Source organism: Endozoicomonas gorgoniicola (genome assembly GCF_025562715.2).
GTDB lineage: Bacteria > Pseudomonadota > Gammaproteobacteria > Pseudomonadales > Endozoicomonadaceae > Endozoicomonas_A > Endozoicomonas_A gorgoniicola.
Genome location: NZ_JAPFCC010000001.1, coordinates 2,749,362 through 2,763,848 on the forward strand (window position 1 = coordinate 2,749,362; position 14,487 = coordinate 2,763,848).

At 50.8% G+C, this 14,487-nt stretch carries 15 protein-coding genes; 2 read left to right on the plus strand and 13 right to left on the minus strand.

Annotated features, from left to right (window positions below; translation table 11 throughout):
* Positions 1–5: 5 nt before the first annotated feature.
* A complete protein-coding gene (locus NX722_RS12590) occupies positions 6–218 on the minus strand; it encodes a hypothetical protein (RefSeq protein ID WP_262568284.1) in 213 nt (70 codons plus the stop codon).
* Between the two features lie 395 nt (positions 219–613).
* On the opposite strand from NX722_RS12590, the gene NX722_RS12595 reads away from it, so the two are divergent.
* A complete protein-coding gene (locus tag NX722_RS12595) occupies positions 614–910 on the plus strand; it encodes an RNA recognition motif domain-containing protein (RefSeq protein WP_262568285.1) in 297 nt (98 codons plus the stop codon).
* A gap of 90 nt (positions 911–1,000) precedes the next feature.
* On the opposite strand, the gene NX722_RS12600 is transcribed toward NX722_RS12595, so the two are convergent.
* From NX722_RS12600 to alc, 7 genes are all read right to left on the minus strand, one after another.
* On the minus strand, positions 1,001–2,119 hold the full coding sequence (locus NX722_RS12600; protein WP_262568286.1) for a pyridoxal-phosphate-dependent aminotransferase family protein: 1,119 nt from the start codon (positions 2,117–2,119) through the stop codon (positions 1,001–1,003).
* Positions 2,116–3,318, minus strand: a complete 1,203-nt coding sequence (locus tag NX722_RS12605) for a urate hydroxylase PuuD (protein ID WP_262568287.1) — start codon at positions 3,316–3,318, stop codon at positions 2,116–2,118. Before NX722_RS12605 ends, NX722_RS12600 begins: the two co-directional genes overlap by 4 nt.
* 2 nt (positions 3,319–3,320) lie before the next feature.
* Positions 3,321–4,625 (minus strand): guanine deaminase, encoded by a 1,305-nt coding sequence (gene guaD, locus NX722_RS12610; RefSeq protein ID WP_262568288.1) that lies wholly within the window; start codon positions 4,623–4,625, stop codon positions 3,321–3,323.
* Positions 4,622–5,158 carry an ureidoglycolate lyase gene (locus tag NX722_RS12615; protein ID WP_262568289.1) on the minus strand — a complete coding sequence of 179 codons (537 nt, stop codon included), beginning with the start codon at positions 5,156–5,158 and terminating at the stop codon, positions 4,622–4,624. The genes guaD and NX722_RS12615 overlap by 4 nt, the downstream gene beginning before the upstream one ends.
* A gap of 85 nt (positions 5,159–5,243) precedes the next feature.
* On the minus strand, positions 5,244–5,582 hold the full coding sequence (uraH, locus tag NX722_RS12620) for a hydroxyisourate hydrolase (protein ID WP_262568290.1): 339 nt from the start codon (positions 5,580–5,582) through the stop codon (positions 5,244–5,246).
* A 60-nt stretch (positions 5,583–5,642) separates the two neighbouring features.
* Positions 5,643–6,164, minus strand: coding sequence for a 2-oxo-4-hydroxy-4-carboxy-5-ureidoimidazoline decarboxylase (uraD, locus tag NX722_RS12625; protein WP_262568291.1), 522 nt, complete (start codon positions 6,162–6,164; stop codon positions 5,643–5,645).
* Positions 6,161–7,177 carry an allantoicase gene (alc, locus tag NX722_RS12630; protein ID WP_262568292.1) on the minus strand — a complete coding sequence of 339 codons (1,017 nt, stop codon included), beginning with the start codon at positions 7,175–7,177 and terminating at the stop codon, positions 6,161–6,163. The genes uraD and alc overlap by 4 nt, the downstream gene beginning before the upstream one ends.
* A 187-nt stretch (positions 7,178–7,364) precedes the next feature.
* On the opposite strand from alc, the gene puuE reads away from it, so the two are divergent.
* Complete coding sequence (gene puuE / locus NX722_RS12635; protein ID WP_262568293.1) at positions 7,365–8,294, plus strand: allantoinase PuuE; 930 nt, start codon at positions 7,365–7,367, stop codon at positions 8,292–8,294.
* Positions 8,295–8,326: 32 nt separating this feature from the next.
* On the opposite strand, the gene xdhC is transcribed toward puuE, so the two are convergent.
* From xdhC to NX722_RS12660, 5 genes are all read right to left on the minus strand, one after another.
* Positions 8,327–9,187 (minus strand): xanthine dehydrogenase accessory protein XdhC, encoded by an 861-nt coding sequence (gene xdhC, locus NX722_RS12640; protein ID WP_262568294.1) that lies wholly within the window; start codon positions 9,185–9,187, stop codon positions 8,327–8,329.
* A complete protein-coding gene (gene xdhB, locus NX722_RS12645) occupies positions 9,177–11,588 on the minus strand; it encodes a xanthine dehydrogenase molybdopterin binding subunit (RefSeq protein WP_262568295.1) in 2,412 nt (803 codons plus the stop codon). Before xdhB ends, xdhC begins: the two co-directional genes overlap by 11 nt.
* Entirely contained in the window at positions 11,581–13,011 is a 1,431-nt protein-coding gene (gene xdhA, locus NX722_RS12650) for a xanthine dehydrogenase small subunit (RefSeq protein ID WP_262568296.1), read from the minus strand. Before xdhA ends, xdhB begins: the two co-directional genes overlap by 8 nt.
* A 122-nt stretch (positions 13,012–13,133) precedes the next feature.
* The gene (locus NX722_RS12655) at positions 13,134–13,799 is read right to left on the minus strand and encodes a TetR/AcrR family transcriptional regulator (protein ID WP_262568297.1); all 666 of its coding nucleotides are present in this window, start codon (positions 13,797–13,799) and stop codon (positions 13,134–13,136) included.
* Positions 13,771–14,427, minus strand: a complete 657-nt coding sequence (locus NX722_RS12660) for an IclR family transcriptional regulator (RefSeq protein WP_262568298.1) — start codon at positions 14,425–14,427, stop codon at positions 13,771–13,773. Before NX722_RS12660 ends, NX722_RS12655 begins: the two co-directional genes overlap by 29 nt.
* Between the last annotated feature and the right edge of the window lie 60 nt (positions 14,428–14,487).

Sequence of the window (14,487 nt, forward strand, 5' to 3'; positions counted from 1 at the left end):
TATTATTAATCCAGTCCTGATGTTTCAGAATGGTTAAAGACAATGTTCCGTACCTTTCCCAGCCTGCCGCTTTTTAGCTCTTTCTTTTTTAAGTCAGCATTGCCAACTGATTTGACCGGCGATACCGCAAAGTCCCTGCTTAATACCTGGTAAATGGCCCGGACTGTATCGGTGGCCTGAAATAGTGGTGGCCTGAAATAGTGGTGGGGAGCAATCAATCTCCGCCTGAATCATTTATGTCACGGATTGTGAGGCCAGGCCATTCACCAGAGCCTGTTAATAACATTAATAATTTGCGACAACCCGTGTTCATCCGTGTTTTTAACTGTCAGGTTATATCGGTTTAATTGACCCAAGTCCATACAATACAAATCAACTACTGATAGCGAAAATAAATAAGCACTCACACCTAGCCAAAACGTTAAATAAACTTGGAAAAATTACAAAGAATACTGATCTGACACCTTCTATCTCATTATTTGCATGCTACAATGCCAACTCGTTTAACCTGTAACGCCTCGACTGATGCCCCAAAACACAAAGTCCCAGATGACGATTGATGCTTTGAAGGTAGACAGAGAAGCATACAAACGTCCTAGGAGATGCATTAACAATGCAACAGAAAAACAAACTGTTCATCGGTAACCTGGCTTTTTCAGCAACCGAGCAGGAGCTGGAAGAAGCCTTTGGGGCATTCGGTGAAATTCAGGAAGCGAAAATCATCCTGGATCGTGAAACCGGTCGTTCACGTGGTTTTGCTTTTGTCACCTTCGCTTCTGATGCCGACGCTAACGAAGCTCTTGCTCTGGACGGTCAAAACCTGTCTGGCCGTGACATGCGTGTAAGCGTTGCTACTGAGCGCCCACGTCGTCAGGGTGGTGGCAACCGCGAAGGTGGTCGTCGTTTCTAAGCCTGGCGTTTGATTCGATGATTCTCTGAAAAAGCCGTTACATGACTGTTCCGGCTTTTTCTTTATGTATTTCCTGCTAAGCGGATACGATCAATTCAGCGTTTCCTCCAGAGCCCGCAGACATAGGGCAACATTCTCTGCCCGCGCACCGTAGCCCATCAGGCCAATCCGCCAGACTTTGCCAGTAAATGCCCCCAGGCCTGAACCAATTTCCAGATTATAATGGTTCAGCAAACGGGCTCGCACGGTTTCATCATCCGCACCATCCGGTATAGCCACCGTATTCAGTTGCGGCAGTCGACAAGCTTTATCAACGATGAAAGAAATCCCCAGTTTTTCCAGACCAGGCAGCAAGGCCTGATGCTGTTCTGCATGACGCTGCCAGGCGTTGTTCAGCCCTTCCTCCTGCAGGTTAAGCAGCGATTCATGCAACGCATAAAGCGCATTGACCGGTGCAGTATGGTGATAGCTGCGTTTCTGCTTCCCTCCCCAGTAACTCATGACCAGACTTTGATCAAGAAACCAGCTTTGTACGGGGGTCTTCCGACCCTTGATCTTAGCAACTGCGGCATCACTGAAGCTGACAGGGGAAATACCCGGAACACTGGACAGACATTTCTGCGTGCCTGAATAAACAGCATCAATCCCCCAGTCGTCCACGAACAGCGGCACGCCCCCCAGAGACGTTACCGCATCAACAATACTCAGACAGTTATGTTGTTTTGCCAGTGAGCAGAGTTTTTTAGCGTCAGACAACACCCCGGTCGAAGTTTCCGCATGCACAAACGCAACAATTTTTGCATCCGGGTGCGTTCTGAGCGCTTCCTCAAGCTTGTCCGGGCTGACCGGCTTGCCCCAGTCATCTTCAACCCTGACCAGTTCTCCGCCTGAACGTACAACGTTTTCGGCCATCCGATTGCCAAACACCCCGTTAATGCAGACGACCACCTTATCACCCGGCTCTATGAGGTTAACAAAGCAGGCTTCCATACCTGCCGAACCCGGTGCGGACACCGCCATGGTGCAGTCGTTTTCGGTTTGAAACGCATATTGTAATAACGTCCTGACTTCATCCATCATACCAATGAATGCGGGGTCCAGATGCCCGATAGTCGGGCGACTCAACGCCTGCAAAACTTTCGGATGTACGTCTGTTGGGCCAGGACCCATCAATATTCGCTGCGGCGGATAAAAGGATGAAATGCTCACTTGCCTTCCTTCTCTAATTGCTGATACCACTGCCCAAGAAACTGTCTCTCCTCAACGGTCATGCCTGAGCGGTTAGCCAGTGGCATGATCTGTGTCTGCACAGACTGAGCGTAAATCTGGTCTGCTTTTTTGACAATGGATGGATAATCCAGAAATACCAGGCCACCCGGAGGCGACTGAAACAAGACGTCACTGGGCTCATTACTATGGCAGGTAGCACAACGTGCGTTAACCACTTCAACGACCTTACCTTCATCAAAAGCAGGTTGTTCCGCAACGGGCACCTTAGCCACAGCCTGAGGCTTGATGACGAAAGCCAGAGTCAGCATCATGACGGCGGCTGACGGCCAGAGCCAGGGTAACACCGCACCCTGATTCCTGCGGTTAAAGAAGTGACGCACCAGTACAGAAGCACCTGCCAGAGTCGCCAGAATAAGCCAGTTCCACTCATTGCCATAAGTCATGGCATAGTGACCACTGATCATAATAAACAGCAATGGCAGAGTCAGGTAATTATTATGCCTTGAACGCAACAGGGCATGACGGGCAATGGCAGGATCAAAGGACTCGTCACCGTTTTCAGCCGCAGTAACCAGTTTACGCTGGGACGGAATGATAACCCGGAAGACATTACCCACCATCATCGTTCCCATCAGCGCCCCTACATGGATATACGCCGCCCGTCCACTGAATAGCTGACTGTAGCCCCAGGCTGCAAACGTGATCAGGCCAAAGAGAATCAGACTAAACGCTACTTCCTGCTCAAACAACGCAGAGCGACAGAGCAGGTCGTAGACCAGCCAGCCAGCCAGCAGGCTGACAACACTGATAATCACTGCCTGCAAGGGAGTGAGGGATGATTCCGGTGCCAGCAGATAGCTCTCTGCCCCCCAGTAATAAATAATGGAGAGCAGCCCCATGCCGCTGAACCAGGTGATATAGGCTTCCCACTTAAACCAGTGCAGGGTTTTGGGCAGGGTTTTCGGGGCCAGGTGATACTTGTTTATTTCGTAAAATCCCCCCCCATGAACCGCCCAGAGTTCACCTTTGATGCCTTCTTTCTTTTTATTGGGTGAAGCTGCCTCAAGCCGCCCTTCCAGCCAGTTAAAGTAAAAGGAAGCACCGATCCAGGCGACGCCCGTCGTTATATGCAACCAGCGAACCAGCAGATTCAGCCACTCCTGAATATAAAACTCCATAATCAATCTCTCCTGAAAGCTTCCTGACCCATAATGACTGTGGACTCAATAACACGGTCATCACCCATCACCATCAGTACGCCCAGTAGCTCCTCTAATGTTTTTGTCTTTCCGGAGCGGAAACGCAACATTGGGGTTGCCTCAGGATTAAGCACAACAAAGTCGGCTTCATTACCCGGGCGAAAACTGCCAATCCGATCCGATAAATGCAGGGCTCTTGCCCCACCCAGAGTTGCCAGGTAGAAGGCTTGAAGCGGAGAGATTGTTTCCTCGCGCAACTGAGATACCTGGTAAGCACTTTTCATTGAATGAAGCAGGCACAAGTCGGTGCCACCACCGACATCGCTACCCAGACCCGTGGGAATGCCACAGCTTTTTGCCTTCCCAAGATTAAACAGACCACTGCCCAGAAACAGATTGGAACCCGGACAGAAGGCGATGGACGAACCCGACGCTCCCATCCGTTCCCAGCTTTGATCGCACAGATGAATAGAATGGGCAAAAATCGATCTTGGTCCCAGCAACCCATGCTGGTCATAAACATCGAGATAGTTTTTGCTGGATGGAAACAGTTCCTGCACCCACTCAATCTCTTTCGGGTTTTCCGACAGGTGCGTATGCAGGTAAAGACCTTCATGTTCCTCAAGCAGCCGGCCTGCCACCTGTAATTGTTCCGGGGTCGAAGTCGGAGCAAAGCGTGGCGTTACCGCATAGGCAAGCCGGTCTTTGCCATGCCAGCGCTGGATAAGGGCTTTGCAGTCTTCATAACTACCTTCTGCAGTGTCCAGAAGGTAGTCTGGTGCATGTCGGTCCATCAATACCTTACCGGCAATCATGCGCAGATTGCGTTGTTGGGCGGCAGCAAAAAAAGCATCAACCGATGTTGGGTCAACTGTGCCAAACACCAGCGATGTAGTGGTTCCATGACTGAGGCTCTGGTCAAGAAAGAAACCGGCGATTTCATCAGCGTATTCGCGGTCGGAAAAACGCCTTTCAGCCGGAAACGTATACTGGTTCAGCCAGTCAAGCAATTGCACACCACAACCTGCGAGCACTTCCAGCTGCGGATAATGAACATGGGTATCAATAAAACCCGGAACAATCAGCCTTCCCGGCAGCTCCCGCACCTCACAGCCTGGCGGCAGGTCTTTCATGATATCCTGCGCTGCCCCACACAGCAGAACATGCCCGTCGACCACCAGCAGCGCACCGTCTTCAAAGTACTCATAGGCATCACTGGCCGGTGCTGAATCCGGGTCTTCAAGAAAGTGAAGGACAGAAGCCTTCCATACGACAGCGTTATTCATAACCCCACGGCCTCCACGGTATAGCGAACCCCTTCCGGCATGGGAACTTCATCGCAATTGCGACCCGGCCCCCCACGATCCAGCACCAGAAAATCTGACGGGGTATCCAGCGACAACAGAGGGTGGTGCCAGACCCCGGCCCGATAAGTTACACCCTGGGAACCATTGGTTAAAAAACAGCGAAGGGTACTCAGATCAGGTTTATCACTGTCCTCTTCAGGTTGAGTACTTTCAGCCACGACCACCAGAAAACGCTGTTTTTCCAGCGGCATAAACGTCTGACTACCCAACGGGTGACGTTCAAAAAGATCGAGCTTGCAGGGTTGACGGATAGCAGAGGTTTTAAAAATATGAACTGAGGAGTGACCGTCCCTGTCAGTGCTGACCGATGTCAGGTCACAATACTTGTAACAACGTCCCTGGTTAATGACCAGAGGTATCCCCCTGGCTTCAACAACATCCCCGAAAGGTTCAAAAGCGGCTTGCGTTAAAGGTTCAACCGTAAGCACCTCAACAGGTAAAACTGTATCCATTTGCCTTCTTCTCTTTTTTATTTTCAGGCGTTGATAACATTTGCGACAGGTTGTTGCCTGTTCAGTTCTTTATTCTGCTATCGATTCAGCTACCCCGATAAGTCGAGTAACCATAAGTCGACAGCAACAGGGGAATGTGGTGGTGCCGGTCATCACTGACTTCAAAAACAACCGTGACTTCCGGGTAAAAACATTTCACCTGCTGCTGCCGAAAATACCTTTTAACCGCAAATTGCAGACGGTAAACGCCCGGTTCCAGGTTCTGTTCTACAGGGGTCAGGCTCGTAATTCGTCCATCGTCGTTTGTTATTCCCTCACCAACCAGACACCATCCATCCGTGTTTTGTCGTTCAAGGGAGACAGGAACACCTGCGGCCGGATAGCCTGTTCCTGTATCTAAAATATGGGTGCTGATACCTGTCATATGTCCAACGTTCTATTATTATTGTGATTAACAAATGTTATTGCGATTAACAAGCCAGCCTTATGAGGTTAGAACAGCTTCGTTAATCAGTTTATTCAGTCGAATCCGGGTTATTTTCTGTTGCTCCGCAGCGGCAATGATAAGTTCGTCCTCTGGTTGGTTATCCAGCCGCTCCTGCAACAGTGCCAGCATTTCAGTGGCAGACTTCCCGGTAGCGCAGACAATAAAAATGTAACCAAAGCGTTCTTCATACACCCGATTACCATCAGCCAGAGCGTTCAGGGTCTTGTCATCAGCACCTTCGGTGCCAGATTGCTCGTGACCTGCCATCTGAGAAGTGTTGGCATACTTTGCCTTCAGACTATTTATGTCGCCTATTTTCGGGTGTCCCTCAAATGCCCGAAGTATGTCGTTTCTGTCGCACTGCTGCCAACACTCGTCAGCTTTAGCCAGCAGGTTTTCCTGACTGGAAAAAGGACGGGCTGACACCATATCCCGAACCCAGCGCTCACTGGTGCAGCAGCGGAAAAAGAAATCCTGTGCAGCAGAGTCAGCCGTTGCATTTAACAGCTCAAGGGTCATAGCTGGTTTGCCTCATAACCAATGACACGCAGCCTTGACACCCCGCCGTCAGGGAAAATATTGAGCCGGACATGGGTATACAACTGCCTGGCATTTTCCAACTGTTGTAAAAAGGTATGGTTACGGTGCGCATGAAGCTTCTGTTCCGGAAGCACAGTGACCCATTGTGCATTCTCATCCGGATGCTCATCGGCTGACTGACAGGCTTCAATACTGCAGCGATCAGGGTAGTTGCCCTTGAAATGCAGGGTATCCACTTCAATCCGCTTGATCTGTGTGGGGACTGCCAGCCTGACAATCATCCAGTCATGCCCGCCCTGGCGGCGACGCCTGGTTTCCCAGCCATCGTGCATATCGGCACCACGACCTGGCAACAGCAGATTCTGCATGGAGCTGAAAAATGAGTCACTGCAGGCAACAGAGCGACCACCATTCATAATGGCAGCGGTGTCTACTGGTTCTCCCGGCAGGCGGTTTTGGTTCTCCAGCAGGATGCTGCCATAAACCCTTAAACGAGCAATACCACCATCCGGAATCATGGTGAGTCGAATATGGCTGGCTCGAGCCGGCCGGGCGAGAGTAATCAGGTTTCTGGAGTCGGGATTGACCTCCGTTCTTTCTGCCAGAAGCTGCCACAGGGTCATCTCATCAGGGTCGGTGTCACTGGCAATATATTCCAGTTGTACGGCTCCCGGCGCATTGCCTTTAAAGTGTCGTGTATCAACTTCTATAGTTTCGACATTCCCTGTGACTGCCAGGCGAATGATAACCCAGTCATTCTTGCCATCACGACGGCGGCGGGACTCCCAACCATCCATCCACTTGCCGTAAGCGGTAAATTTTTCTGGAAGAAAAACCGGATCGCTTGCCAGCAGCAAGTTGTCTTTCTCAGCGAAAAAGTCATCGCTGCAAGAGAGTACATCACCTCCCAGGGCCCGGGCTGCCAGATTAATCCGGGTTTGAGCAAGGTGTTCTGCCTGACTCTCAGGCGTTTGTTCAAGATCCACTTTCATTAAGAAGCCATTGTTATTTTTATTATTAAAATATTGCTAAGATGTAATCGATATTCTGACCATATGGTCAATAATTAACTGTCAATTTATGCCACAAACAGCAGGGGATATGCAACATTCATCCAAGAGGATTTTTTCATCCCCGGTGATAAAAACCACTAACAACAATAAAAAACAGGAACTCGTTATGGAATTCAGTCACACCAGCTATCCCAGAAATTTAGTCGGCTACGGAGCCACCCCCCCGCACCCGGAATGGCCAGACAACAGTAAGATTGCCGTACAGTTTGTCATCAATTACGAAGAAGGTGGAGAGAATAATATTCTTCACGGAGACCCGGCTTCAGAAGCCTTCCTGTCTGAAATCATCGGTGCGCCTGCCCATCAGGGCATGCGCCATATCAGTATGGAGTCCATTTATGAATATGGCTCAAGGGCAGGCTTCTGGCGGCTACACCGGATGTTTACGCAGCGGGATATTCCGGTCACCGTTTATGCGGTGGCAATGGCGATTGCCCGTCATCCAGAGGCGGTTAAAGCTATGCAGGACGCTGGCTGGGAAATGGCGTGTCATGGCTATCGATGGATTGATTATCAGTTTCATGATATGGAACAAGAACGTGAACACATGCTCGAAGCCATTCGGCTTCATACGCAGATAACCGGCCAGCGTCCTACCGGCTGGTATACGGGTCGATGCAGCCCGAATACCGAGCAACTGGTGGTGGAAGAAGGTGGTTTTTTATACCACGCCGACAGCTATTCGGATGACCTGCCTTACTGGGATCCCCGCTTTGGCAGACCTCAGTTGGTCATACCCTATACACTGGATTGTAATGACATGCGCTTTGCCACCGCCCAGGGATTCAACAGTGGTGAGCAGTTCTTCCAGTATCTTAAAGATGCTTTCGATACATTGTACGAAGAGGGTGAAACCACGCCCAAAATGATGTCAGTAGGGCTTCATTGTCGTCTGGTAGGACGTCCGGGGCGGGCAGCTGCTCTGGCACGCTTTCTGGACTATGTGCAGTCAAAGGAGCGGGTGTGGCTCTGTACCAGAGAGCAGATTGCCCGTCACTGGTACGAGAAACACCCTTACAGACCCCCACAGATCTGAACCTGTGGCGCTGTATGATTGAGCCTGGTCATTCAGGCTCTCTCAACTTCAGCTTCAGTCTCGGCAATCGTCAGCAGACTTTTCAGGTTCTGCCATGGGATGCCTTCCCGCTTGCGCTTCTGTGTACTTCTGGAACCATTACGCACCGACAAAATTTCCCCGGCAATGGCAATGGCTATTTCTGCTGGCTTGCGACCACCCACAGCATCAATCCCCACCGGGCAGCTCATGTGCTGAATCTGCTCATCGGTGAACAGTCCGCGATAACCCAGACGCTGCTGAAAGCGCCGGGCTTTGGTCTCCGAGCCAATAACACCCAGCCAGTGACTTTTATTGTGTTTCAGGGTCGCTTCAACAATCGAGTAATCCAGCTGATGGTTATGGGTGACCACCAGGCTATAAACGTCATCAGGCAGATCTTCCACTTCCTGTTCTGGCTGTTCACTGACGCACAGGGTAACATTGTCGGGTACTTTTTCCGGAAACAGCTCTGGCCGGTTATCAATCCAGGTAATCTGGCAGTCCAGTGGTGCCAGCACATCAATCAGGGACTTGCCGATATGGCCTGCACCGAAGAGCGCAATATGGAAATCGCACCCGGACAGAGGTTCCAGCAGTACACTGACACTGCCACCACAACACTGACCCAGTTTTGGCCCCAGGGGAAAGTGTTCCAGCAGAGGTTCCCGACTGCCATTAGCCAACAGCTCACGGGCTTTCTGGATGACCAGATATTCCAGATGCCCGCCACCAATAGTGTCGAAGCTCTGCTCCGTAGTCACCAGCATCTTGCTGCCGGTTTTTCTCGGGGCAGAACCCGCTGTCCCGAGAATGGTCACCAGTATGCTGGCTTCCCCCTTGCGCTGCTGTTCTGAAACCGCATCAATCCACATTCTCTAATGCCCCCAGCCCTTCATGCTCACGATTTGTAACGTCATAATATTTCAACTCGTTAATGGCTTTTAATACACGCTCGGCGGTAGCTGGTACATTAATATTGGGATTGACCTGATAGTTCGACAGGCTGGAGACGGCGTCCCGGATGGCTGCCCAGACCGACATTCCCAGCATAAACGGCGGTTCACCGACCGCTTTTGAGTGGTAAATGGTGTGTTCCGGGTTAGCCTGTTCAAACAACTCAACATTAAACACCGGCGGCATATCTTCAATGCTTGGAATTTTATAGGTCGCCGGATTGTTACTGAGCAAACGACCGTTGTCGTCCCACACCAGCTCTTCCGTGGTCATCCATCCCATCCCCTGAATAAAGCCCCCCTCGATCTGACCCCGGTCGATGGATGGGTTCAATGAACGACCGACATCATGAAGAATATCTACCCGCTCGACTTTGTATTCTCCCGTCAGGGTATCGACCGTCACTTCGGACACCGAGGCACCACAGGCGAAGTAGTAAAATGGCCGACCACTGGCCGTTTTACGGTCATAGTGGATTTCAGGCGTGCTGTAAAAACCATTGCTGGACATTGAAATACGATTCAGATAGGCGACCTGGACAAACTCTGAAAACGGCATGGGTTTGCCGTCAATGAATACGGCATTGTTATCAAAAACCACCTTGTCCTCTGACACCTGGTAATGTTCAGCCGCAAAACGTGTCAACCGGTCCCTGATTTTCTGACAGGCGTCCTGCGCCGCTTTACCGTTGAGGTCTGTACCACTGGACGCAGCAGTCGGTGAAGTATTGGGAACCTTATCGGTACGGGTAGAGGTCACCTGTACCTGATCCAGTGACACACCGAATTCGTTGGCAACAATCTGTGCCACCTTGGTGTAAAGTCCCTGCCCCATTTCAGTACCACCATGGTTGATCTGAATACTGCCATCGGTATAGACATGCACCAGGGCGCCCGCCTGATTCAGATGTTTGGCAGTAAATGAAATGCCAAATTTTACCGGAGTCAGCGCCAGCCCTTTTTTCAATACCGGACTATTGTCGTTGAAAGCTGTAATGGCCTGCCGCCGCTGCCGATAATCGGAACTCTGTTCCAATCTGGCAATCAGTTCATGGAGAACATTATGCTCTACTTTCTGATGGTAGTGGGTGATATTTCTTTCACCAATGCCATAAAGGTTTTTCAGTCGTACATCCAGTGGATCCTGTCCTGTGGCCCGGGCAACATCATCCATAATGCGCTCAATGACCAGCATACCCTGTGGGCCACCGAAACCACGGAAAGCGGTATTGGAGGCTGTATTGGTACGACACCGATAGCCTTTTACCCTGGCGTTGTTGAGGTAATAAGCGTTATCACTGTGGAACATGGCCCGGTCAACAATTGCATCTGTCAAATCCGGTGAATGACCTGCGTCACCCGCCACTTCGATATCAACCCCGGCCAGCAGTCCGTCCTGCTCAAAACCCACCTGATAACGATGGCGGAACGGATGACGTTTACCAGTGGAGATCATGTCCTGCTGACGCTCGACACGGAACTTGACTGACTTGCCGGTTTTTACTGCCAGTACAGCAGCAATACAGGCAGGCGCTGCTGCCTGGGTTTCCTTGCCGCCAAACCCGCCTCCCATACGGCGAACATCTGCTACCACCTTGTTCAGTGGCACACCAATCACTTCCGCAACCAGCTTCTGAACTTCAGAGGGGTGCTGGCTTGAGGTGTAGACATGGAGCTGACCATCCTCCAGCGGAATTACACTGGCAATCTGGCCTTCGAGATAGAAATGCTCCTGACCGCCATTAGCCATCTCACCACTGAGCTGTTTTGGCGCCCGGGCAATCGCCGTATCAGCGTCGCCTTTCGTCATGGTGTGGTCAGGACGCACAAAAGAGTTCTGTTCCATGGCTGTATCAATGCCCAGAACCTTGTTAAGCGGGCGATACTCGATACGGGCTTTGGTGGCGGCTTCCCTGGCCTGTCTGTGAGAAGTGGCAGCCACCGCAAAAACCGGCTGCCCTATGTAGTCTACTTTCCCATCAGCGAGTAACATATCGCCGGGAAAAACCGGGCCAATATCTTTATGGCCGGGAATATCATCAGCCGTGATGACGGCAACGACACCGGGGCTGTCTCTAACGTCATTAAGGTCGATACTGACAATTTCAGCAGAGGCTTGGGTGGATAATCCAAAACCGGCATGAAGCTGGTCTGCCTGTTCCGGACGGTCATCAATATAGGTCGCCCTGCCCGTCACATGAAGGTGGGCGCTGTCATGTTTGGCAGAACGTCCGCCCTTTAAATGATCAATGCCACTCTCTGCTCCGGCATTGGGATTACTGGCCGGGGATCTACCGGCTACGTCGGGTAATTTACGCATGGTAGATAATCCTCATGTTCTGGCCAGCTGACTCTCTGAAGTAACGTTCAAGCAGATTGCGGGCCGACTGAATCCGGTATTCGCTGCTGGCCCTGACATCGGTCATTGGTTGAAATTCTTCCTGCAGGGCTGCCTGCGCTCTGGCGAGCGTCGCATCGTCGAGAGGCTGTCCCAGTAGTATCTGCTCGCAACGCAGAGCCCTTCTGGGTATCGCTGCCATACCACCAAAGGCAACCCTTGCCTTAATCACAACACCATTGTCGTCAGTTACCAGATTGATGGCTGCCAGTACGGTTGAAATATCGTCACCATATCGCTTGCTGAGTTTGTAAACTTTCAGGTCGTGGGGTTTTAACGGAATACGTATACGGCTGATGTACTCGCCTTCCTGCAGGTCGGTTTTTTTATAATCCAGAAAGAATTTATCCAGAGGCAGGTTACGAACCCGTTTGCCCTTGCGGCAGTCAATGGACGCATCCAGAGCCAGTAACACCGGCGGCGTGTCGCCAATCGGGGAGGCGTTACCGATATTCCCGCCAAGTGTTCCCTGGTTACGCACCTGCTGGGAACCCAGACGCTTCAGCATTTGAGCAAATTCCGGGAAATGTCCCTTAAGAACGGGTTCGATATTCCGGTAGGTAGCGCCCGCGCCAAGCACCAGTTCATTGTCGTGCTGTTCAATAGTTTGCAGGTCATTCACCTGACTAACCACCACCAGTTTTTTGAGGCGCTTCAGTTTTTGCGTGATCTCAAGACCGAGGTCGGTCCCTCCTGCCAGCAGCCGGGCATCAGGATTAGCCTCCAGATAATCAGCCAGCTCCTCTTCGTTATCAGGAATAAAGCTGCCATTGGCTGAGAAGCCTTCCCCGCCTTTCATGGCATTCAACTGGTCAACAATCATCGTGCGGTTCTGATGATAAACGTCGCTGGGTTTCTTTTCAGCCAGCTCCTTTGCTGCATCCACCAATGGGCGGTAGCCCGTACACCGGCACAGGTTGCCTCCCAGTGCTTCAAGGACATCGGGTTTACTCTCAGGATTTTCATGGTGCAGGGCAAACAGTGACATGACGATGCCGGGGGTACAAAAGCCGCACTGTGAAGCATGGTGATCAACCAGTGCCTGCTGCACCGGGTGCAGCTGATCTCCCTCGGCAAGGTCTTCAACGGTCAGCAACTGTTTGCCCTGAAGTGATGGCATCAGCGCAATACAGGCGTTCATGGTTCGATAACGAACCTGGTCGCCTTCAGGCTCCCCGACGACAACTGTGCAGGCTCCGCAATCACCAGAGCAGCAACCCTCTTTGGTGCCAGTGCGTCGCTGCTGACTGCCGTTAGCGTTGCCCCTGAGATAATCCAGAACCGTAGTGTCTGAAGCTGTTTCATTGACTTCGACAAGCTTGTCATTAAGAAGAAAATTGATCACGACGGCATGATTCCTTATTGTTATATTCTTCTGCTGCTGTTCTTCTTTTCGAATTTGACTATTTGGTCAGGAAATAGCAAGCTTTGATTATCCCGAATTTTTCATCGAACGCAATCCACCCACTAAAGTCCGCACCCTCTCAATATGACCTTGCATAGCGTATCGGCGGCAAGGTCATAGTCTTTTTTCCTCAAACGTTTTCTTTTCATAATCGAACACACTTGCGATTCATAATCTGCGTAGTGCTGGGTGGCACCCCAGATAAGGAACAGCAGGTGAGTGGGATCAATGTCGCTGGCCATTTTTTTGTTGTGAATCCAGTACTGAAAGACAGCTGTCTTCTCTTCAACCCAGTCCATGGTCGCCTGTTTCATACTTGTCGACAGCATGGAGCCGCCATGAATGATTTCGCTGGAAAACAACCGGCAGGCTATCGGGTATTTACGCGACACTTCCACCTTTGACCGGATATAACGCTCAAGGGATTCTGCCGGATCATCGTCGGGGTGAATATCGTCCAGCTCAAGGTTCCATAGATCGATGATATCGGACAGGACAGCATTATAAATAGCTTCCTTACTGGCGAAATAGTAGAGGATATTGGGCTTTGGAAGCTTAGCCTGGTCTGCTATATCCTGCACTGTAGTACCACGAAAGCCATTTAATGCAAACTGTATTTCAGCCGCTTCCAGAATAATGCGAACTTTTTTCTGTCCTTTACCGGTTGCCTTTGTCGTACACTCTGAACGAGCCATAGGATTACCTGCCTGAATGTGCTTTTTCCACATAACCTGACATGGCTGACAGCTGTTTCCCCGTGGCAACCAGATCGTCAACCCACTCATCTTTTCTGCGCATGATCGGCGCTGATACCGACAGACCGGCAATAACTTCACCGTACTGACCATAGATCAGAACACCAATACAACCCACGCCGGTTTCAGCTTCTTCATTGTCATAAGCAAAACCCTGCTCAATACAGCCGAGACATTCCTGCTCGAGAGTTTCCGGTGTTGAAAAGGTTTTGCGGGTATAGCTGGGCAGGTTGGTCCGTTGCGCATAGCCGGCAATGCCTTTTTGTCCTTCCCGGCTGGTGAGATTGATGGTCTCCCCGAAACGGTCTCGCAGTTTTTCCATATAGGGAACCGCTATGGTGCGAATGTCATCAAGACTGGAACGGTCATGGCAAGAGACTATAAACCGGCCACTTAACCGGTATTTGCCTGACCCGTCCTGCTCGACAAAGCGATTATCAATCAATGAACGCAATATACGACAAGCGGTAGAAGGTGCCAGACTGGTATCCGCACTCAGTGCTTTCAATGTGACCGGCATGGAGTAGCGTGATATTGTCTCAAGCAATGCCGCAGCCCGGTCTATTACCTGAATCCGGGTGTCAGGTTTTGAGTTTTTCATTATTTTTATCGGTATCCGTCACTGCTTTAGCCATGAAGGCTTTGATCGGGAAACACCATT